The organism is Nitratireductor mangrovi, from assembly GCF_007922615.2.
GTDB classification, from domain to species: Bacteria; Pseudomonadota; Alphaproteobacteria; order Rhizobiales; family Rhizobiaceae; genus Mangrovimarina; species Mangrovimarina mangrovi.
This window is the reverse complement of sequence record NZ_CP042301.2, coordinates 3,500,176-3,521,966: the sequence shown is the minus strand read 5'-3', so window position 1 is coordinate 3,521,966 and position 21,791 is coordinate 3,500,176. Positions and strand designations below refer to the sequence as shown.

Genomic DNA, 21,791 nt, shown 5'->3' with positions numbered 1-21,791 from the left:
ATTTTTGAGCGCATGGCCGGACCACCGATGAGCGACGCGACCGCCCGCGAGCAGGCCTATCGCCCGCGCCAGACACGTGCGCTCCAAACCCGCGCGGCGTTGATCGCGGCGGCCGAAAGGCTTATCGCCGAGTTCGGCGAGGAAACGGTGACAACGTCGCGGGTCGCGGCGGAATGCGGTGTCGCGGTCGGTTCGGTCTATCGCTATTTCCCGGACCGCGATGCGCTGTTGCTGGCCGCTTATGACGAAACCGTCGCCCGGGTCGTCCAAGCCTGCAGCCAGGCGCTGGAGGGGCTGGAACAGGGCCTTGCGGCCCAAGTCGCCGCGCGAAAATTGCTCCGCGTCTACCTCGACGCCGCCGAGGCCATCCCGGCGCATGCGCGACTCTTGCGCGCCATGCGCCGCATCCGCCCGGTCGAGCACGACCAGGGCGAGGCCGAGGATCGTATCGCCGGTGACATTCTGGCGCCGTTCCTCGAGCGATTTGCGCCCGGCGCCGGTCGGGTCGACCGAGCGTCGCTGACCTTTCTCAACGTACTGTTGGGCACGCTGGTCGATCTCTACCTCGTCGAGGAACGCACAGCTGTGCGTGCGCGCCTACGCGATGATATCGAGGCGCACATGCTGCTTGCGCTCGGGCGCATTATTGGGGGGGACGCGCCGTCAGCAGGCTGACCAGCGGCGGCTTGCCGTACAGGTGAAGCATGGCCATACTTCGCGGCTTCGTGGCCGGAAGGAATTGCCCATGGACCTCGCCTCGCTCATCATCTTCGCCGGCGCCCTGCTTGTCGCCGCCGGCTCGCCGGGGCCAAGCATCGCCGCGCTGGTGGCGCGGGTCATCTCGAAGGGCTTTCGTGACGTGTTCCCCTTCCTTGCGGCGATGTGGATCGGCGAGGCGATCTGGCTGTCGCTGGCCGTCTTCGGACTGGCCGTCGTTGCGCAGAGCTTCCATGTCGTCTTCGTCGTGATCAAATGGGTCGGAGTCGCCTATCTAGTGTGGCTGGCCTTTAAGATGTGGACAGCGCCGGTCGTCGTTCAGGGCGAAGATGAATTGCCGCGCCAGGATTCGCCGTGGCGGCTGTTTCTCGCCGGCATGGCGGTCACCCTAGGCAACCCCAAGATCATGATGTTCTACCTTGCGCTGCTGCCGACCATCGTCGACCTGGCCTCGGTCGGCCTCCTTGGCTGGGTCGAACTCACCGCAACGATGGCGGTGGTGCTGATCCTGATCGATCTGGCCTGGGTTCTTGCCGCCGCGCAGGCCCGACGCCTGCTGCGCAGCGCGCGCGCCATGCGGGTCGCCAACCGGGTCAGCGCGACGACCATGGCGGGCGCAGCGGCCGCGATCGCATCGCGCTGACGGCCACCGGCAGGTGATTACATGTCCATCGTCTCGGCGACCTCGACGCTGCCGCCGGCATCGAGGATCGGGCAGCCCTTGGCCTTCGCGAGCGCATCGTCCATGTCGGCAGCGTTGATCAGACTGTAGCCGCTGGCCGGGTTGGCGCCGCCATTGGCCTCGACCTTGCCTCCGGGCACGACGGTCTTCGACATGCCGACAGGGTTGCCGCCGTCGATGATGGCATCGCCCAGCGATCCCATCCAATCCATCCAGGCCTGCATGACCTTTTTGCCTTCCTCCTCGGATTCCGGCACGCTGCCACCGTGATAGACATAGAGAAATTTCGGCATGTTTCCCTCCGTTGTCGCCCGGCCGATGCTGACCGTTCACCCTCACTTCCTCGCATTGTTTAACATAAACACGAAATAACGTTTTCGCGAGAGCGGGCGAGGGCTTTTGAGGGTTATCGTGCCGTGGTGTGGTATTCCGGGTTCGGCCGCATGTCGACGGCGGCGGCAACGCGGTTGGACATGTTGAAGAAGGCTGCTGTCGAAGCAATGTCCCAGATGTCGCGATCGGAAAAGCCAACCTCGCGCAAAGCCGCCCGGTCGCTCTCCTCGATCCGGTCGGGCGCCTCGGTCAGCTTGACCGCAAAATCAAGCATCGCCTTCTGGCGCTCGCCCAGATCGGCGGCGCGGTAGTTCATCACCATCATCTCGCCTAGTGCGGGGTCCCCCGAGAGCTGGCGCACGGCCGCCCCATGCGCGGTCAGGCAGTAGAAGCAGTGATTGACCGAGGAGACCGCGACCGCGATCATCTCGCGTTCGAGCTTCGACAGGCCGGAATCACCCAGCATCAGGTCGTTGTACATGTCGGTGAAGGCTCGTAGTTTCTTTTCGTCGAAGGCGTAGGACAAGAGCACGTTCGGCACGAGGCCGAGCTTTTCCTGGCACTTGTCGAAATAGGCCCTGGTTTCCGGGCTGAGTTCTCCGGACGGCGCCAGATCGAGGGCCGTTACGGCGTCCTTGGCTGCTGTCATCTTTCGTTGTCCACCTGTCCCGCATATTCGACTGTGACGCGACCCCCGGCCGGGGTCGCAATCGTGATTGTCTCTGATACGATAGCGAAAAATTCCCGCCGGAGGAAAGCATGGCTGCGAGCAAGGGCAAGGCGAGGTCCAAGGCAGGCAAGGGCGGCGCCGACCCCGCCGGCGGCAGCAAGATCGACTTCAAGGAACTGCTTCTTTCGCGCGCGCCGGCAGAAGATGTCGCCGCCTACGAGCCTGGTGCTCTGGCGCGGGCTGCAGAACTGGTGCGCAGCGCGTTGCTCGGACACCGCAAGGGTGAGAGCGTCATCGAGATCGTGCGCGACAGTGGTGTCGAGCGCGACGGCAGGCAGCTCACCGCGATCACCGTCGTCAACGACAACATGCCGTTTCTGTTCGATTCGGTCATGGGCGAGATTGGCGCCGACGGTGGGGAACTGCTGCTTGTCGCGCATCCGGTGCTGATCGTCACCCATGACGAGAATGGCGTGTGCGCCATATCCGGCGACGCAGGCGGGCGCGCCGAAGGCGACAAGGTCAGCATCATCCATGTCCATGTCGCGGCCATCACCGAAGACGATGCGGCTGGCCTGAAGGCGCGGCTGGCTGCTGTTCTGAAGCAGGTGCGAGCAGCTGTTACCGACTGGAAGCCGATGCTGGCGCGGCTCGAACATACCATCTCGGACTATCGCTACATGCCGATCCCGCTCGAGCCGGAAGCGGTGTCCGAGGCGGTTGCCTTCCTGGAGTGGCTGCGCGACGACAACTTCACCTTCCTCGGCATGCGCGAGTACCGCTACACCGGCGAGGGCAAGGACGGAACGCTGGAGCGGACCGGCAATCGCGGTCTCGGCATCCTCTCCGATCCGGACCTCAAGATCCTGCGCGGCAGCACCTCTTCGGCGATCACAACGCCCGAGATTCGCGAGTTCCTGCTTGGTCCCGAGCCGCTGATCGTGACCAAGGCCAATGCACGTTCGGTCGTCCACCGGCGCGCCTATCTCGACTATGTCGGCGTCAAGACCTTCGATGCCGACGGCAAGCTTTCGGGCGAATTGCGGCTCGTCGGCCTGTTCACGTCGACGGCCTATACCCGCTCGGTGTTCCGCATCCCCTATCTGCGCTCCAAGGCCGAGCGGGTGATGACCAAGTCCGGATTCGAAAAGACCGACCATTCCGGCAAGGCGCTGATCAACGTCCTGGAATCCTATCCGCGCGACGAGTTGTTCCAGATCGATACCGCCATGCTGCGCCGCCATGCCATGGCAGTTCTGGCGCTCGGCGAACGGCCACGGGTGCGGGCTCTGGTACGTGTCGATCAGTTTGACCGCTTCGTCTCGGTGATCGTCTTCGTGCCGCGCGACCGCTACGATTCGGAGGCACGCTCCAGGATCGGCGACTATCTCAGGAAGGTCTTCGACGGGCGGCTTTCGGCCTACTACCCGGCCTTTCCGGAGGGTTCGCTGGCGCGCGTCCATTTCATCGTCGGGCGCTCGGGCGGCAAGACGCCGAAGGTCGATTCGGCGGAGATCGAGGCCGAAATCCGCGGCATCGTCCGAACCTGGGACGACGCGCTGCGCGAAGCGGCGACCGATGCCGGCGCCGGCGCGAAACTCATCGGCATCGCCACGCGCTTTCCGGAAGCTTACCGCAACAGCTTCAGGCCCGCGGTGGCGTTGCGCGACGCGGAGCGCATCGACCCGCTCTCGCCCGACAATCCGATTGCCGTCGACTTCCACCGTCACGGCGATCAGCAGGATCATCAGGCGGCGCTGAAGATCTACCATCACGGCGAGGCAGTCTCGCTGTCCTCGCGCGTGCCGCTTCTGGAGAACATGGGCTTCCGCGTGATTTCGGAGCGCACCTTCGAGATCGAGACGGCGGGCAACGGGCTCGTATTCGTGCACGACATGGAACTGGAAAGCGCGGTCGGCAAGACGATCGCGCTCGAGACCGACGGGGCGCTGTTCGAGGATGCGTTCCTGGCTGTCTGGCGCGGACTTGCCGACAATGACGCCTATAACGGCCTCGTACAGACTGCCGGGCTGAAGGCGGGCGAGATCGTCATCCTTCGCGCCTATGGCCGCTATCTCCAGCAGGCCGGAATCCCGCAGAGCCAGGATTTCATCGCCGCTGCGCTCAACCGCTATCCGGAGATCGCCCGACAGCTGTACGAACTCTTCGTGGCCCGCTTTGATCCTGCCGTCGGCGATGCGGATGCGGCGCGCCGGCAGGAGGCTGCCGTCGAGGCCATCCTGGCTGCGCTCGAGGACGTTCCGGTGCTCGATGACGACACCATCGTCCGCCGCTTCCTGAATCTCATCCAGTCGACGCTGAGAACGAGCTGCTTCAAGCCCCGCGACGGCTCGGAAAGCCGGTCGCTCGCCTTCAAGCTCGATTCGCGCATGCTCACCGGCTTGCCGGAGCCGCGCCCGTGGCGCGAGATCTTTGTCTACGGCCCGGAGGTCGAAGGCGTGCATCTGCGCTTCGGTCCCGTCGCGCGTGGCGGGCTCAGATGGTCGGACCGGGCCCAGGATTACCGCACCGAGGTGCTCGGTCTGGTCAAGGCGCAGCAGGTCAAGAACGCGGTCATCGTGCCGGTTGGCGCCAAGGGCGGCTTCTTTCCCAAGAAGCTGCCGGTGGGCGGCAGTCGCGACGAGGTGTTTGAGGCCGGCCGCAACGCCTACATCAACTTCATCTCCAGCCTGCTTTCGATCACCGACAATCTCGACGGCGACAAGGTCGTGCCGCCCGAACATGTCGTGCGGCGCGACGGCGACGATCCTTATTTCGTGGTCGCCGCCGACAAGGGGACGGCGACCTTCTCCGACACCGCGAATGCCATCAGCCAGGAGCATGGTTTCTGGCTCGACGACGCCTTCGCCTCCGGCGGCTCGGCCGGTTATGACCACAAGAAGATGGGCATCACCGCGCGTGGCGCCTGGGAGGCGGTGAAGCGACATTTCCGCGAGATGAACCGGGACATCCAGTCGGAGCCGTTCACGGTCGTCGGCGTTGGCGACATGTCCGGCGACGTGTTCGGCAATGGCATGCTCTTGTCGGAGCAGATACGCCTCATTGCCGCTTTCGACCACCGTGACATCTTCATCGACCCGGCTCCGGACCCGGCGACGACTTTCGCGGAGCGCAAGCGGGTCTTCGAGCTCGGCCGTTCGAGCTGGCAGGATTACGACAAATCGAAGATATCACGCGGCGGCGGCATCTTTCCGCGCTCGCAGAAGTCGATCACGCTGTCGCAGGCGGCCGCCGACGCCATCGGTTTAGGAAAAACCACGGCCTCGCCAGCCGAGATCATGACCGCGATTCTGAGGGCCCCGGTCGACCTCTTGTGGTTCGGCGGCATCGGCACCTATGTCAAGGCAGCCGGCGAATCCCATCCGGACGTCGGCGACCGCGCCAACGATGCCATTCGCATCAATGCAGGCCAAGTCGGCGCCAAGGTGGTGGGCGAAGGCGCTAATCTGGGCCTGACCCAGCGCGCCCGCATCGAATACGGCCTTGCCGGCGGCCGCTGCAATTCCGATGCGATCGACAATTCGGCCGGCGTCAATTCGTCCGACGTCGAGGTCAACATCAAGATCGCGCTCGCGGCGGCGATGCGCACGGACAAGCTGGCGCGTCCGGCGCGCAACAAGCTTTTGGCCTCGATGACGGAGGAGGTCGCGGAACTGGTGCTGACCAACAACTACCGCCAGACGCTGTCGATCTCGCTCGCGGAGCGGCGCGGGCTCTCCGACCTCGGGCACCAGGCCCGTTTCATGACCGCGCTCGAGGCGCGCGGCCTGCTCGACCGCGTGGTCGAGACGCTGCCCGGCGACCAGCAGATCGCCGAGCGCACGGCGCGCGGCGAACCGCTGACGCGGGCCGAACTTGGGGTGCTGCTCGCTTATGCCAAGATCGTGCTGTTCGCGGACCTTGTCGAAAGCAGGTTGCCGGACGATCCGCATTTCGCCGACGATCTCGTGAGTTATTTCCCCCGACAGATGGAGAAGAAATATGCGGGCGAGATTGCCGGTCACCGGCTGCGTCGCGAGATCATCTCGACACTTCTGGCCAATGACGCCATCAATCGCGGCGGTCCGTCCTTTGTCAGTCGCCTGCAGGACATCACCGCCTGTACGCCGGTCGAAGCAGTCGGCGCCTTCGTTGTCGTGCGCGACGGTTTCGAGCTCGACGCTGTCTTCGACGATATCGACGCCCTCGACAACAAGGTCGATGGCGAGGCGCAACTCGGTTTCTACCAGGCCGTCGGCCGGCTGATCCATTCTGCCTCGGCCTGGATGATCAAGAACGGCGACAACGTATCGCCCGTCGGCGAACGAATCGCTGAGCTGCGCAAGGCACGCCGGTTCCTGGAGCCGAAATTCGCCGAACTGCTGCCCGATTTCATGCAGGCACGCCTTGCTGAACGCGTGCATGAATTCCACGTCGCCGGCGCGCCGGAGAAGCTGGCGGCGATCCTGGCCTATTTCGGCCATGCCGAGATCGTGCCGGATATCGACCTCGTGGCGCAGCGCGCCAATGCCGATCTCGAACGCGCTGCACGGACCTATCTCGGCATCACCGAGGCCTTCCGAATCGCGCGGGTCGAGGACGCCGCGCGCGCGGTATCGCCGGTCGACTATTATGACGGGCTTGCGCTTTCGCGTGCCAATGACATGATCGGCGCGGCGCGCAGGGGCATGGCCGTCTCGGCGCTTTGCCGGCACGACAAGGCGGAGGATCCCGTCGCGGCCTGGATCGAGGCGGGCGGTTCGCGTGTCTCGCGGGCGCGCGAACGGCTGCAGGCGCTGACCGAGGGGGGCGACCTCTCGCTTTCGCGGCTGACGGTCGCGGCCGGCATGATGGCGGACCTCGCCGATATCTGATCGCGGCGTTCGTGCCGACGGAGGGGACATGGACGAAGCGGTTGAGCGGCGGGCCTCGCGCCGGGGTATCTGGGGCTGGATGTTCTTCGACTGGGCCCAGCAACCCTTTCACACGCTGATCATTACCTTCGTCTTTGCGCCCTATTTCGCCGCCAGCGTGGCCTCGGATGCCGCGCGCGGGCAGGAACTCTGGGGTTATGCGACCGGCATCGGCGGGCTCTTGATCGCGCTCTCCTCGCCTGTGCTCGGCGCGATCGCCGACGCCACCGGGCCCCGCAAGCCCTGGATCCTGTTCTTTTCGGTGCTGGGGGTCGTTGGTTGCTTCATGCTTTGGCAGGCGGTGCCGGGCATGGAGAATATCGGTCCGGTCCTGTTCTTCGTTGCGCTCGCCGTCTTCGGCATGGAGTTCGCCGCGGTCTTCAACAACGCCATGATGCCAGACCTTGTGCCGCGCTCCGAACTCGGGCGCCTGTCCGGCTCGGCCTGGGGGCTGGGTTATGTCGGCGGCCTGATCACGCTCATCTGCGTGCTCGGACTGATGTCGGCCTCGCCTGAAACCGGCCGCACCCTGCTCGGCCTCGAGCCGATCTTCGGCCTCGATCCGGCCACGCATGAGGGCGACCGAGCGTCGGGTCCGTTCACCGCGATCTGGTACATCGTGTTCGCGCTGCCGATGTTCCTGTTCACGCCGGATGTGGTGCGGCGTGCGTCGGCCTCCGGGGCCGTGCGGCGGGGGCTTGCCCAGCTCGGGCGAACGTTGAAGAGCCTGCCGTCGCAGCGCAGCTATTTCAGCTTCCTGATCTCCAGCATGTTCTACCGCGACGCGCTTAACGCGCTCTACACCTTCGGCGGGATTTATGCCGCCGGAGTGCTCGGCTGGTCGATCATCCAGATCGGCATCTTCGGCATCCTCGCCAACATCACCGGCGCGGTCGGGGCTTGGTTCGGCGGGCGCATCGACCAGCGTTTCGGGCCGCGCTTCGTCGTCGCCTGCTGCGCGGTGCTTCTCACCGTGTCATGCCTGCTCGTCATCTCCACGACCAAGACGGAGATCCTGTTCATGACCGTTGCGGCCAGCGGCGAGGGCAGCCGGCTGCCCGACATCATGTTCTATTTCGCCGGCGGCGTGATCGGGGCGGCGGGCGGTGCGATCCAGGCCTCCTCACGAACGCTTCTGGTCGACCAGGTCGAGCGCGAGCGCGTGACCGAGGCCTTCGGCCTCTACGCGCTTTCCGGCAAGGCGACGACCTTCATCGGGCCGTTGGCAATCGCGGTCGCGACCGGCTTCTTTGCGTCGGAAGCGTTCGGGCTATCCGCGCAGGATGCGCAGCGGCTCGGCGTGACCCCGATCATCGTCTTGTTCGCGCTCGGTCTTGTCCTGCTGCCGTGGGTCAAGAGTCGTCATCAGGGCGCGGCCGCCGCCACGGAGTCGTGACGCGGTATTTCTAATGCCGGAAATGGCGGATGCCGGTGACGACCATGGCGATGCCGTGCTCGTCGGCAGCGGCGATCACCTCGTCGTCACGCATCGAGCCGCCGGGCTGGATGACGGCGGTGGCGCCGGCTTCCACGGCGGCCAGAAGCCCGTCCGCGAACGGGAAGAAGGCATCCGAGGCCACGACCGAGCCTTTCGTCAGCGGCTCGGCGAGCCCCTTTGCCTCGGCCGCGTCCAGCGCCTTGCGCGCAGCGATGCGCGATGAATCGACCCGGCTCATCTGCCCGGCGCCGATGCCGACGGTAGCGAGGTCGCGGGCATAGACGATGGCGTTGGACTTGACGTGCTTGGCGACGCGGAAGGCGAATCTCAGGTCGGCCATCTCGCGCGCATCGGGGGCGCGCCGCGTCACCACCTTCAGGTCGAGATCATCGATGACGGCATTGTCGCGCGACTGAACGAGAAGGCCGCCGGCGACCGACTTGACCGCCAAGCCGCCGGCACGCGGGTCGGGCAGGCCGTCGGTCAGGAGCAGGCGCAGGTTCTTCTTCGCGGCGATCACCGCTTCGGCTTCGGGATTTGCGCCCGGCGCGATGATGACCTCGGTGAAGGTCTTGACGATCTCCTCGGCCGCCTCGGCGTCGAGCGCGCGGTTCAGGGCGACGATACCGCCAAAGGCCGACACCGGGTCGCAGGCGAGCGCCTTCAGGTAGGCTTCCTTCAGGTCGGCGCCTTCCGCGACGCCGCAGGGGTTGGCGTGCTTGATGATCGCCACCGCGGCGGTGCGGGCGGGATCGAACTCGCCGGCGAGTTCGAAGGCCGCATCGGTGTCGTTGATATTGTTGTAGGAAAGCTGCTTGCCCTGCACCTGGCGCGCGGTCGCGACCCCGTGACGCTTCTCGCCGGAGCGATAGAAACCGGCAGACTGGTGCGGGTTCTCGCCGTAGCGCATCTCGGCGGCGAGCCGGCCACCGAAGGCCCGGTAGTCGGGCGCGTCGAGTGCCAGCGTTTCGGCGAACCAGCCAGAGATTGCGGCGTCGTAGGCGGCTGTGCGCGCGAACGCCTTGGCGGCGAGTTCCTGGCGCAGGCGGTAGGGCAGGCCGCCGGCATTGCCGGCCAGTGCTTCCAGCACACGCGCATAGTCCGCCGGTTCGGTCAGGACGGCGACATAGGCGTGGTTCTTGGCCGCCGCGCGCACCATGGCCGGACCGCCGATATCGACGTTCTCGACGGTCGTCGGGTAGTCGCCACCGGCAAAACGCACCTCTTCGAACGGGTAGAGGTTGATCACCACCAGATCGAACGGGCGGATGCCGTGTGTCTCCATGGCGGCTGTGTGCCCGGGATCATCGCGTACGCCCAGAAGCCCGCCGTGGACGAGCGGATGCAGGGTTTTTACGCGCCCGTCCATGATCTCCGGGAACCCGGTGATGTCGGCGACATCAGTGACCGCAAGCCCCGCCTCGGCGATCGCCCTGGACGTACCGCCGGTGGAAACCAGTTCGACGCCGCTGGCTGCGAGCGTACGCGCGAAGGCGGCCAGCCCGACCTTGTCGGAAACCGACAGCAGCGCCCGGCGCACGGGCACGAGGTCGGGCGCGGGGATGTTTTTCGACGCGACGGCCATAGACCGGCAGCCTCCTGTGCGATTTGTCCGGGGATTGTGGCGCCGCCCTAGCACAGGTGCGGGCGAAAACAAACGCAGTTGCGGGGCCATGCACAGCGGCGCTGTCGGTTCAGATGCGGTCGATGTCGGTACGCGTCAGACGCCAGGCGAGTTCGCCGAGTTCCGAGGCGCGGAAGGACAGCACGATCTGCAGGTTGCGGCGCGGTCCGCTGATGCCGGCGAAGAAGATCGATTCCTCCACCGACGGCATGACGCCGTCGCAGGAAAACACCCAGGCATGGCCGTCACGGGCGTTCAGCACCAGACGCCCGGTGTCGTCGCGCAGAAGGTCGATGTCGGGATGGACGTGGAACCGCACCGCAACCTGATCCTTCGCCCCCGGTGCGACTGGCAAGCCGTCGGGTCGGCGAAAGCGGTCGGTGCCGTCAAGGACGTCACCGTCATGTGACAAGGCAAGCTGCCTTTCGTGCACGATCCCGAAAGGGGCGCCATAGCCGTCATGCGAGGCCGTGAAGCCTTGTGCGCCGTCGCCGTCCCTACGCTCCACGCGCACCTCGCGCGGACCGCTGATGACGGCGGCGCCGATCAGGCCCTTGAGCCGTGGCGAGGCGGAGAACCGGCAGGAGGACGTGTCGTTGAGGGTTGCGGTCGAGTGAGCGGCGGTCGCGCGCGACAAGGGCCTGAAATCCTCCGGCCCATATTTGTCGACACCGGCATTGACGACGAACATGCGCCGGCCCGACGACAGCTCGAAGGACAGGCAGCCGGCATGGGCGCCGGCGGCGGCTTCCGGCTCACGGGGTGCCCCGGTGTCGGCGATGACGGTGGTGTCGCCCATCGTCAGCCTCTCGAAGCCGGAATGCGGCGCATGCAGCAGCGGCTTTCCCTCGGTGTCGTCGTGGCGAAGGATGGCGACGATGCGGTCCGGTACCGTGGCGCCCATACCGTTGAAGCGGGCAAGGTTGCCGTCCTGGTGGCGGAAGAAGCGCAGGGCAGGCAGCATGCGGTCGATGGCGCCGATGAGTGCGGGAGGCGGCACCTCGGCCTGGTTGGCATAGGTCTGGCGCAACGGCAGGAGGTCGGCCAGGATTTCCATCACCGCCGCCGGCCGGCGCGAAATATGGCCGCCGTCGGGCAGGATCTGGTGCTCGAGTTCACGCGCCAGGTGGCGGGTCGCGTTGCGTAGCACGGAGGGCGCGGTCGGAAGCGAGAGAGCGGCGAAGGCAAGCGAGATGCGGGCGCGCAGGCGCTCCTCGCCGCCCGGCATGTGCTGGCACATGGCCCGCAAATAGCGGATCTGGGTGATGAGGGATCTCAGGAAGTCACGATAGAACTGGAACTCCGCGCCCTGCAGCACGATTGTCGAATGCTGCAGCCAGGCAATCACGCGGCGTGCGACGACGGCCGGTTCCCAGGCGACGCCTGAAATATGCATGCCATGCGTTTCGATCCAGTCGCCGACCAATGCACGCGCATTGGCGGCGGCAAGCTCGGTACCGGCCTCGCGCAGATGGCGCAGCCAGCGGAAGCCGTGCAGGGATTCGAGCCAGGCCGCGCTGGCGCCCTCCACCGCGAAGGGCGAACGTCCGCCGGTCTCGACCAGCCTGCCGGCCAGTGGAAAGCGGCCGTGATAGATTTCGGTTGCGATTTGCGGGTCGGCGAGGCGCAGGTCGGGCGGCGCGATCAGGACGCGCTCGGGCGTGCGGCCGGCATAGCGCCAGCGATAGGCCGGCGCCGTCCGCAGCTTCTGGCGCGCACGACGCCAGATCTCCCTCGCAACAAGCCCCCATAAGCGCGGTGATTGGCCCGTCGCCGTCGCCAATGGCATTCCCTCAGTACTCTCCGGGCACAAGTCTATCCGATTCAGGATTCACCGCGACAGCAATTTTTTGGCGGCGTTCAGCCCTTGCGGCGAAGTCGCGCCGCAAAAAACCCGTCCAGCCCGGCCTCGCGGGGATCTTCGGCGGGCCAACCGGCGGGTGTGGTACGCAAATCGCCGTTGGCGTCGAGGAGGCCGTCGATGCCGGCGATTTCGTCGGGCGCAACCGGTGCGCGCTCGACCTCGGCATGATCGGCGAGAAAATTTGCGACAAGCGTCTCGCCTTCGGCGGGATCGAGGGAACAGTTGGAAAAAACGAGCAGCCCGCCCGGCCTGACCAGCTTCACCGCGGCTTCGAGCAGCCGCCGCTGCACGGCGGCGAGTTTTTCGATGTCCTCGGGGGACTTGGTCCAGGCGACGTCCGGATGGCGCCGGATGGTGCCGGTCGAGGAGCACGGTGCGTCAAGCAGGACCGCGTCGAACGGCGTTTCCGGCGTCCACGCCGCGAGGTCGGCATGGACGATCTCGGCGTCGAGCTTCAACCTGTCGAGATTGGCGGCGAGGCGCTTCAGCCGGTTTTTCGAGCTGTCGATGGCGGTGACCGACGCACCTGCCGCGGCCAGTTGCGCCGTCTTGCCCCCGGGTGCGGCGCAAAGGTCGGCGACGCGCCGGCCGGCGACATTTCCGAGAAGCCGCGTCGGCAGAGCGGAGGCCGCGTCCTGAACCCACCACTCGCCGTCGCCGTAGCCGGGGAGCTCGGTGATCGCGCCCGCGATCCGGGCGACGCGCACGCTCCCTGTCGGCAGCACGCGGCCGCCAAGGCGTTCTGCCCAGCCCGGCGGATCGGATTTGACCGTGAAGTCGAGCGACGCTTCGGCGCGATGCATGGCGACGATCGCGGCGGCCTTGTCGGCGCCATAGGCCTGCGAAAGGCGTTCGAGAAGCCATGCAGGCGCATCGAGCGTGGTTGCCAGCACTTTCGGCAGCGAACGCTCCTTGCGCCGCGCCAGTTCGCGCAACACGGCGTTGACCAGACCGGCGAAACGCCTGGTTCGCGGGTCTTCGCCGGCGTGGGCGACGGCGAGGTTGACGGCCGCACTGTCGGGCACGTCGAGGAACAGGATCTGTGCCGCCGCAACGTGAAGGATATGCGACAGCATGCCGGCGCGCGCAGGCAGCGGGCGATCGAGACGGCTTTCGATCAGGCTTTCGATGCTCACCCGGTGGCGCAGCGCGGAGGCGAGAATGGCGCGCACCAGCGAACGGTCACGGGGATCGAGCGTACGGAACTGCGGATGGCCGTGCTCATTGTCGGTCAGGCCGTCGAGCGCCGTCTTCGCCTCGATTACCGCGGCCAGGAGCCTGGCCGCCGCCTTGCGCGCCGCCAGTCCCGGAAGTTCGGAGCCGTTGCTACGGGCCGTCGGTCCTGGCGTCACGACCACGGGCCTTTCGGCCCGGTCGGGTTGCGGCCCCACGGATTGGGCTTGGCGGCCGGTTTTTCGCCCCGGCTCTCGGGCTTGTCGGCCTTGCGCTCCCACGGCCCGTCGCTGCCGGTCGTGGCCGGCGGAGGGGCGTCGTCGGGCCCGGTCGGCGCCACGCTGCGCGTTTCCTCGAACTCCGCCGCCATCGCCTCGAGCGCGGCGATGCGGTTTTCCGTGTTCGGATGGGTGGAGAAGAGACTGTCCATGCGCTCGCCCGAGAGCGGGTTGATGATGAACATATGGGCGGTCGCAGGGTTACGTTCGGCGTCGTCATTGCGGACACGGCCGGCGGCCCTTGCGATCTTGTCGAGCGCGGAAGCAAGCCACAGCGGCTGGTCGCAAATCTCGGCGCCGAGCCGGTCGGCCGAGTATTCGCGGGTGCGGCTGATCGCCATCTGCACCATCATGGCGGCCAGCGGTGCCACGATCATCGCCGCCAGCACGCCGATCAGGCCGAGCGGGTTGTTGTTGCGGTTGCCGCCGAAGAAAAACGCGAAATTGCCGAGCATCGAAATCGCGCCGGCGAGCGTCGCGGTGATGGTCATGGTCAGCGTGTCGCGGTTCTTAACGTGTGCGAGTTCGTGCGCCATCACGCCGGCGACCTCCTCGTAGGAAAGCCGGTCAAGCAAGCCGGTGGTTGCGGCCACCGCGGCATTCGCGGGATTGCGGCCGGTGGCGAAGGCGTTGGGTTGGTCGCTCTTGATCAGATAGACCTTCGGCATCGGCAATTCGGCATTTTGGGAAAGGCCGCGCACGATTTCGAACAGTTCAGGCGCGGAACGCTCGTCGATTTCGACGGCATGGTGCATACGGAGCACCATCTTGTCCGCGTTCCAGTAGCTGAAGAGATTCATCCCCGCCGCGATCAGGAACGCGATCATCATGCCGCCGGAGCCGCCGATCAGATAGCCGACGCCCATGAAAAGCGCCGTCATCACGGCGAGCAGCATCGCGGTGCGAATCATGTTCATCGGCTTCTCCACGCAGGGCCCGGCTCGAATTCCAGGCGCGACCGCTTTATATGATGGGTCGGACGCACGCCAACTTCAATCTCCTCAGCGAGGCGCGAATGCCGGCATCCAAAGGCCCCGAAACCGGTCAGAGCGGCGACAAGTCCGCAACTGGACACAAAAAATTGCCGCCGCATGCCGAGCGTGCGCTGGCCGAGGCGCAGGCGCGGCGCGATGCCTACCGCAAGGCGGAAGCCGGGCGGCCGAAGGAAGTCGGCGGCCGCGATGGCCTCGAACCCGCTCGGTACGGCGATTGGGAAGTCAAGGGGATCGCGTCCGACTTCTAGCGTTCGGGATTGCCTGTTGGACATCACAGGAATATATTCCTGTGATGTTATGTCGAACAGACCTGACCTGCCGACTGGCCACGTTCGCGGCCATCCTCGGCCTTGTGCAGATATTCGTCGGCCGGGCCATGGCGGCGGATGTTTTTCGCGGACCGGTCGAGGCGCGCGTCATGCGTGTCATCGACGGCGACACGATCGCGGCCGAGGCGCGGCTTTGGCCCGGGCACACGCTGGCCGTCAGTGTCAGGCTGCGCGGGATCGACGCGCCGGAACTGCGTGGCAAATGCGCCGCCGAAAGGCGGGCCGCGATTCGGGCGCGCGCGGCTCTCACGGCCCTGATCGGCCACGGGTCGGTATCGCTCTCCAACATTGCCGGTGGCAAATATTACGGCCGCGTGCTTGCGGATGTGGCGGCGTCGGACGGCCGGGCGCTGGCGCCCCTTCTGCTCGACCGCGCGCTGGTGCGCCCCTATCGCGGGCGGCGGCGCGAATCCTGGTGTTGACGCCTCGCACTAGCTATTCGCCGCGTCCCGTTTCGGGACGAAACACGCACGCGTCCGCTTCATCTTCCCGCAGCGGGGCATGGAGGATGACCGGCCGCCCGCGCATGCGCTGAGGCCGTTAACCGGTCGCTAACCCTGCGGAAACGTCGCTCCCAACAATATCAACTGGTTGGAACGACCCGTTCCCGGCGGGCTCGCCTTCGCGGTCGTCCGGCAAGATACCTGCATCGTCCCTTTCGACAAGTTTTGGCGCGTCGCAAAGGGAGACAATCGATGCCGGCGACCACAAGGGTGCCCCGCCTTTTCCGCAGCTTCGTTTCCGATCGCTCGGGCAATTTCGCCCTCGCCACCGCCGCCGTCATGACGGCGCTGCTCGCCGGCGGCGGCTTTGCCATCAATCTCGCTCAGGTCACGCTGACGCAATCGAACCTGACCAACGCGCTTGATGCGGCGGTTACCTCGACCGCGCGCGACCTCACCACCGGAAAGATCACGCCGGAAGAGGCCAGGGAACTGATCTCGGCGTTTTTGAAGACCAACGGCTCGACCGGGTTCGCCCGAGCCAACCGTGTCGTGCTCGACAACGTCACCGTCGACAAAAACGCGCGCACCGTCACGGCGCTGGCCAGCGCCGACATCGACCTCGCCTTCCCGGTCTTCAAGACCTCGGCCTCACGCCTCATTCAGGTGGGGTCGACGGCGCTTTATTCGGATCGCAAGATCGAGGTCGCGATGATGCTCGACGTTACCGGCTCGATGAGCGGCCAGAAGATCAGGGATCTGCGAACAGCCGCCAGCAACGTGGTCGACACTTTCCTTTCCGGGCAGAACCCGGCCGATCCGCGCGTGCGGGTGGCGATCGTGCCCTACGCCGATGCCGTCAACACCGGCGATCTCGCCCACACGGTCCATGTCGAGACGGGGTTCACCACCGGCGAACCGCCGCCGCTGACCAATCTGCTTCTTGCTGCGATCGGCAGAGGCGCCGGGGCGCTGCTGCCCGGCGGGTCGAGCCGCCCCGACGCCTGCGCCACGGAGCGCAAGGGCTCGCACCAGTTCAGCGACGCCTCACCGCGCATGGCGATGATCAACCGTGACGTCCGGCTCGCCTTCTGCCCACAGGCCGCACTGGCGCCGCTGACCGCGGATATCGGGCGGCTCAAGTCGGCGATCCGCGATTTCAGGGCCAGCGGCCACACCGCCGGCCATATCGGCATCCAGTGGAGCTGGTATCTCCTGTCGCGCAAATGGGCCGACATTCTGCCCGCCGGCTCGCAGCCACTCGCCGGTGATCCCAAGAAGGTCGGCAAGTTCGCCATCCTGATGACCGATGGCGAGTTCAACACCGCGTTCGCCGGCGTGGCCCAGGGAGGCTCGACCAAGGGCGGACAGCCGCGGCGGTCACGCGACGCCGCCGAGCGGCTCTGCGACGAGATGAAGAGGGACGGCATCGAGATATTCACCGTCGGCTTCATGCTGAAGGAAAAGGCCGCAAAGGACGTCATGCGTGGCTGCGCATCGCCCGACCGCGGCTCGGTCGTGCACTATTTCGAGGCGGTGGACGGCGACGAGCTTAACGCCGCTTTCCAGAAGATCGCCGCCAATATCGAGCGGCTGGCGATCGTCAAATAAGCCTCCCGGAACGGAAAGGGCCGCCTCGATGAGGCGGCCCCCGTGTTTCCGTTCGCAGCGCGACCGTCGGAGGTGATCCAGGGATCACCGGCCGCGCGTCATGCCGCAATCAGGAAGGCTGCTTCCCGAAAGGGCAATCCGCCGAGACCACGCTACGGAAAACGAAACCACTCGACATTGGATCACCTCCTTTCAGTTCGTTGAACACATCCCGAAGGTGGGCGATTTCGGTCCTTCTTTCAAGGCCGAAGATCGTCCTTCCTATCCCTTCTTGTTCTGCCGGTTCTTGACCAGGTCGTCGACGACGGCCGGATCGGCCAGCGTAGAGGTGTCGCCGAGCGCGCCGTAATCGTCCTCGGCGATCTTTCTCAGGATACGGCGCATGATCTTGCCGGAGCGGGTCTTGGGCAGGCCGGGCGCAAACTGGATCTTGTCGGGCGAGGCGATCGGACCGATCTCGCTGCGCACGTGCTTGACCAGTTCCTTGCGCAACTCGTCCGAACCTTCCTCGCCGGCCATCAGCGTCACGTAGCAATAGATGCCCTGTCCCTTGACGTCGTGCGGATAGCCGACGACGGCGGCCTCGGAGACCTTGTCGTGGCTGACCAGCGCCGATTCCACCTCCGCCGTGCCCATGCGGTGGCCGGAGACGTTGATGACGTCGTCGACCCGCCCGGTGATCCAGTAGTAGCCGTCCTCGTCCCGGCGGCAGCCGTCGCCGGTAAAATATTTGCCCTTGTAGGTGGAAAAATAGGTCTGCACGAAGCGTTCGTGATCGCCATAGACCGTGCGCATCTGGCCTGGCCAGGAATCGGTGATGCACAGATTGCCGTCGGCCGCGCCCTCGATGATATTGCCTTCATTGTCGACCAGTTGCGGCTGCACGCCGAAGAACGGGCGCGTCGCAGAGCCTGCCTTGAGGTCGGTCGCGCCGGGCAGCGGCGTGATCATGATGCCGCCGGTCTCGGTCTGCCACCATGTGTCGACGATCGAGCAGCGCTTTTCGCCGACGACGTTGTAGTACCATTCCCAGGCTTCCGGATTGATCGGCTCGCCGACCGAGCCGAGCACGCGCAACGACTTGCGCGAGGTCTTCGTTACATGATCGTCGCCGGCGCCCATCAGGGCGCGGATCGCGGTCGGGGCGGTGTAGAAGATGTCGACCTTGTGCTTGTCGACCACCTCCCAGAAACGCGCCGCCGTCGGGTAGTTGGGCACGCCCTCAAACATCAGCGTCGTGGCGCCGTTGGCGAGCGGTCCGTAGACGATATAGGAGTGACCGGTGACCCAGCCGACATCGGCGGTGCACCAGTAGATGTCGCCGTCATGGTAGTCGAACACATATTGGTGGGTCATCGAGGCGTAGACGAGGTAACCGCCGGACGTATGCAGCACGCCCTTGGGCTTGCCGGTGGAGCCTGATGTGTAAAGGATGAAGAGCGGGTCCTCGGCCTTCATCTTTTCCGGTTTGCACTCGGGTTTTACCGCCGCGACCGCGTCGTGGTACCAGATGTCGCGCCCGTTGGCCCAGCCGACCTTGCCGCCGGTGCGGCGCACCACCAGCACATTCTTGACCATCACGTGGTGCCTGGCGGCGATGTCGATCGCCTTGTCGGTGTTTTCCTTGAGCGGGATCGTGCGGCCGCCGCGCAGGCCCTCGTCGGCGGTGATGACGAAGGTCGATTCGCAGTCGACGATGCGCCCGGCGAGCGCGTCGGGCGAAAATCCGCCGAACACCACCGAGTGGATGGCACCGATGCGGGTGCAGGCAAGCATCGCATAGGCGGCTTCGGGGATCATCGGCATGTAGATGGTGACGCGATCGCCCTTCTTGACGCCGTTCTTCTTCAGGACGTTGGCGAGCCGGCAGACATGCTCGTAGAGCTCGCGATAGGTGATCTTCTTGTCGTCATAGGGATTGTCGCCTTCCCAGATGATCGCGACCTGATCGCCACGTTTCTTGAGATGGCGGTCGATGCAATTGGCGGAAACGTTGAGGCGGCCGTCCTCGAACCACTTGATTGCCACCTTGCCCTTGAAGGAGGTGTTCTTCACCTTGGTGTAGGGCGTCATCCAGTCGAGGCGCTTGCCGTGCTTGCCCCAGAACTTGTCCGGGTTCTTCACGCTGTCCTTGTACCATTTCAGGTAGGTGTCGTTGTCGATCAGTGCGTGCTTCTTCCAAGCAGGCTGGACGCGGTGAACATGTACCTCGGACATCATTTCCTCCAAATCGGGATCGGCAACCTCTTCGCTGCCAGATCGCAGCCGTGCGGCGGCGAGTTGGCGGCATTATTAACATTCGTCTGCCGCACACAACATTAGACATTGGTCCGTTTTGCAAGGCGGACAGCGAAGGGAATCTCAGGCGCCCGGGCTCAGCCCGCACGGCGGCCGGCAAGCGGCGGGACCCGTGCCGGCAACGACTGCAGCAGCGCCCGAAAATGGCCGAGCGGCCGCTCGAAGGCCTGGGCGAACACGAAGCAGGCGGCAAGGGTGGCCGCGAGGATCAACCCCTGGCGCGAGCCCGATGCCATCTCCGCCGGCAAGACGGCGTCGAGGAACTGAAGCAGCGGGTAGTGGACGAGGTAGATCGAAAAGCTGGCGCCAGCGAGCCAGCGTATGCTCGCCACCGGCACTTTGACGTCGTCTCGTGGCAGCCGTCGGCGGGAAAGCCCGGCGGCGCCGGCGAGGTGGACGGCGACGAGGACGCCGAGAACGAAGTTCCAGACACATTCATCGGAAAAACCCAGCACCTTTCGCAGCACGTCGGGGTCAACGCCCGCGAGCGCCGCACTGGCCTGAAACAGCATCGCCGGCACGCCCGCCCACAGGCAGGCTGCGTAAATGACCGGCGGCAAAATTAGCATCATGGCGCATGCCCTTGCGGAGGTCGGCATGCGCCCTCGCCGGATCATCTGCCAGGTCGCAACACCGAGGTACCAGACCGGCAGGAGCAGCAGCACCTTGAGCCCGGCGATCACGGCGAGCGCGGCCAGCACCAGAATGCGCTTCGCGCCGGAGAGGAACAGGGCAGCGGCGAAGATCAGATAATAGGCGACTTCGTAGCTGAGCGACCAGTAGGGACCGTTGGTGCCGAGCCGCGTACCGGGAATGTGCCATTCGCTGGAAAAGGTGAGCCCGTGCCAGAGAAGGGTCGCGAGCGGCGCCTCGGCATACCACCAGCCATCATAGGCGGCGGGGTTGATCGATGCACCGAGCCGGTCGAGCGCAAAGGTCAAGAGCAGCGCCGGCAGGGCGACCGAATAGATGCGGGTGGCGCGGTTGAAGAGATAGCGCCCGGCGTCGGCGTCCTTTTCCTCGGCGGTGTAGGCGATCACCAGTCCCGACAGGACGAAGAAGATCACGACGGCGTCGCTGCCGAGGTTGAGTTCGCGCACCCACAAATGCGCGCCGCCGCTGATGCGCTCATAGGCGAAATGCGAAAACAGCACAGTCAGGGCGGCTACAAAGCGGACGGCGTCGAGATAGGTGGAAAAGGTGCGATTCATCATTCGGCTGGCGGGTCGGCAACCGGTCGCGGCTCTGCGAGGCGGTTCCGGAACTGACGCCAGCTTTCCTCGACCGGACCGATCAGGGCGCGGGCAAGCGAGGGATGCGGCTGGTCGATCGGCGTTCCGTCGCGTTCGGCGAGGCCGAATTCGAGCTTCTCCTCATGAGCGGGCACATAGAGCGTTCCGAACATCCAGTCCCAGATGGCGAAGATTTCACCATAGTTGCGGTCGTGATGGACCACCGCGCGGCTGTGGTGGATCTGGTGCTGGGCCGGAGAGATCAAGACGTGTTCGAGCACCGGGCCGTAGCTGATCCAGATGTGGCTGTGGCGGAAATTGGCGCCGACAGCGTTGAACACCACGAACACGACATTGGCGCCGCCGATCGAGATGATGTCGATGTTGGGCGAGATGGCGAAAAGCAGCGCGCCGGCCAGGAAGCCGATGGCGAGCGAGCTCACGGCATCCGACAGGAGATCATAGACAGGGTGCTTCCGGTAGACCGTCACCGGGGTGAGCACCTCGGCGCTGTGATGGACGGAATGGAACGGCCACAGCACGGGATATTCGTGATGAATGCGGTGCACCCAGTAGGTGCAGAAATCCGAAACGACGGCAAAGAGCAGCGTCGCCAGCGCGATCTGCCCCCAACTCCAGCTGCCGGTGCCGGGCTCGGTGCCGAACGACGCGGCGAGCAAGGCCATTGCGAAGGCCGCCGATGCGGTGCGCACCACGACGAGGTTGATCACGCCGGCAACCGATAGCAGGCGCCCGACTACGAAGAGCTTCAGGTCGACGATGTGGGAAGGGTGCAGATAGATGTCCTTCGGCGTCAGCCAGCGGAAAAAGCTTCTCCATTGGCGCCAGCCGTACCGCCAGCCATAGATCACAACCGCGATCAGAAGCGTGGCGCCGACATAAAGTGGCATCAGCCGGAGCGTGAAATCTCCGAACACGGCGACAATGATCGAAGCCAGCCAGTCCATGACGCGCTCCCGGGAAGGATGGGCGAAATCTAGGCGGCGGACGTTAGGGAAGCCTTAAGGGCAGAAGCAGCGGCGGCCTCGACATCACGTTGCGGCCTGTCAGCACTCCTGTCTTCCGGCTGCTAAGGCAATGTTTTTCAAGAGAAAAATCTTGATTCAAATCCCATCGCAAGGGATGGTTAAGGAATGCGGCGCACCATCAGGCGCGAGGAGGAGACCCCAG

The 21,791-nt window shown here is 65.4% G+C and carries 16 protein-coding genes; 7 read left to right on the top strand and 9 right to left on the bottom strand.

All coding sequences use genetic code 11. From position 1 onward, the window contains the following. Positions 1-27: 27 nt before the first annotated feature. A complete protein-coding gene (locus FQ775_RS17130; RefSeq protein WP_167813023.1) occupies positions 28-675 on the top strand; it encodes a TetR/AcrR family transcriptional regulator in 648 nt (215 codons plus the stop codon). Positions 676-745: 70 nt separating this feature from the next. Then, positions 746-1,360, top strand: a complete 615-nt coding sequence (locus FQ775_RS17125) for a LysE family translocator (RefSeq protein WP_146298596.1) — start codon at positions 746-748, stop codon at positions 1,358-1,360. 17 nt (positions 1,361-1,377) lie between these two features. Here the strand turns inward: FQ775_RS17125 and FQ775_RS17120 are convergent, their stop codons facing one another. Together FQ775_RS17120 and FQ775_RS17115 are read right to left on the bottom strand one after the other, a co-directional pair. Then, positions 1,378-1,692 (bottom strand): YciI family protein, encoded by a 315-nt coding sequence (locus FQ775_RS17120; RefSeq protein ID WP_146298595.1) that lies wholly within the window; start codon positions 1,690-1,692, stop codon positions 1,378-1,380. 113 nt (positions 1,693-1,805) lie between these two features. Continuing rightward, a complete protein-coding gene (locus FQ775_RS17115) occupies positions 1,806-2,381 on the bottom strand; it encodes a peroxidase-related enzyme (protein ID WP_146298594.1) in 576 nt (191 codons plus the stop codon). 110 nt (positions 2,382-2,491) lie between these two features. Here FQ775_RS17115 and FQ775_RS17110 point away from each other — a divergent pair, with 110 nt between their 5' ends. Then, positions 2,492-7,276 (top strand): NAD-glutamate dehydrogenase, encoded by a 4,785-nt coding sequence (locus FQ775_RS17110; protein ID WP_146298593.1) that lies wholly within the window; start codon positions 2,492-2,494, stop codon positions 7,274-7,276. Positions 7,277-7,304: 28 nt separating this feature from the next. Next, the gene (locus tag FQ775_RS17105) at positions 7,305-8,711 is read left to right on the top strand and encodes an MFS transporter (protein ID WP_146298592.1); all 1,407 of its coding nucleotides are present in this window, start codon (positions 7,305-7,307) and stop codon (positions 8,709-8,711) included. A 10-nt stretch (positions 8,712-8,721) separates the two neighbouring features. On the opposite strand, the gene purH is transcribed toward FQ775_RS17105, so the two are convergent. The 4 genes from purH to htpX form a co-directional block, all read right to left on the bottom strand. After that, a complete protein-coding gene (gene purH, locus FQ775_RS17100) occupies positions 8,722-10,338 on the bottom strand; it encodes a bifunctional phosphoribosylaminoimidazolecarboxamide formyltransferase/IMP cyclohydrolase (protein ID WP_146298591.1) in 1,617 nt (538 codons plus the stop codon). Between the two features lie 109 nt (positions 10,339-10,447). After that, positions 10,448-12,166, bottom strand: a complete 1,719-nt coding sequence (locus FQ775_RS17095; protein WP_146298590.1) for a heparinase II/III family protein — start codon at positions 12,164-12,166, stop codon at positions 10,448-10,450. Positions 12,167-12,237: 71 nt separating this feature from the next. After that, a complete protein-coding gene (locus tag FQ775_RS17090; RefSeq protein ID WP_246730161.1) occupies positions 12,238-13,599 on the bottom strand; it encodes an RsmB/NOP family class I SAM-dependent RNA methyltransferase in 1,362 nt (453 codons plus the stop codon). Then, entirely contained in the window at positions 13,590-14,609 is a 1,020-nt protein-coding gene (gene htpX / locus FQ775_RS17085) for a zinc metalloprotease HtpX (RefSeq protein ID WP_146298588.1), read from the bottom strand. Before htpX ends, FQ775_RS17090 begins: the two co-directional genes overlap by 10 nt. A 98-nt stretch (positions 14,610-14,707) precedes the next feature. On the opposite strand from htpX, the gene FQ775_RS17080 reads away from it, so the two are divergent. From FQ775_RS17080 to FQ775_RS17070, 3 genes are all read left to right on the top strand, one after another. Beyond that, positions 14,708-14,935 carry a DUF1674 domain-containing protein gene (locus tag FQ775_RS17080; protein WP_246730160.1) on the top strand — a complete coding sequence of 76 codons (228 nt, stop codon included), beginning with the start codon at positions 14,708-14,710 and terminating at the stop codon, positions 14,933-14,935. Positions 14,936-14,979: 44 nt separating this feature from the next. Further along, on the top strand, positions 14,980-15,438 hold the full coding sequence (locus FQ775_RS17075) for a thermonuclease family protein (protein ID WP_146298586.1): 459 nt from the start codon (positions 14,980-14,982) through the stop codon (positions 15,436-15,438). Positions 15,439-15,711: 273 nt separating this feature from the next. Further along, positions 15,712-17,070, top strand: a complete 1,359-nt coding sequence (locus FQ775_RS17070) for a pilus assembly protein (protein WP_146298585.1) — start codon at positions 15,712-15,714, stop codon at positions 17,068-17,070. 261 nt (positions 17,071-17,331) lie between these two features. Here the strand turns inward: FQ775_RS17070 and acs are convergent, their stop codons facing one another. The 3 genes from acs to FQ775_RS17055 all read right to left on the bottom strand — a co-directional run bounded on the left by acs (position 17,332) and on the right by FQ775_RS17055 (position 21,568). Then, on the bottom strand, positions 17,332-19,287 hold the full coding sequence (gene acs, locus FQ775_RS17065) for an acetate--CoA ligase (protein ID WP_146298584.1): 1,956 nt from the start codon (positions 19,285-19,287) through the stop codon (positions 17,332-17,334). A 158-nt stretch (positions 19,288-19,445) separates the two neighbouring features. Next, positions 19,446-20,582: an acyltransferase family protein gene (locus FQ775_RS17060; protein ID WP_146298583.1), complete on the bottom strand. Its 1,137-nt coding sequence runs from the start codon at positions 20,580-20,582 to the stop codon at positions 19,446-19,448. Next, positions 20,579-21,568, bottom strand: a complete 990-nt coding sequence (locus FQ775_RS17055; protein WP_146298582.1) for a sterol desaturase family protein — start codon at positions 21,566-21,568, stop codon at positions 20,579-20,581. Before FQ775_RS17055 ends, FQ775_RS17060 begins: the two co-directional genes overlap by 4 nt. Positions 21,569-21,791 lie beyond the last annotated feature (223 nt).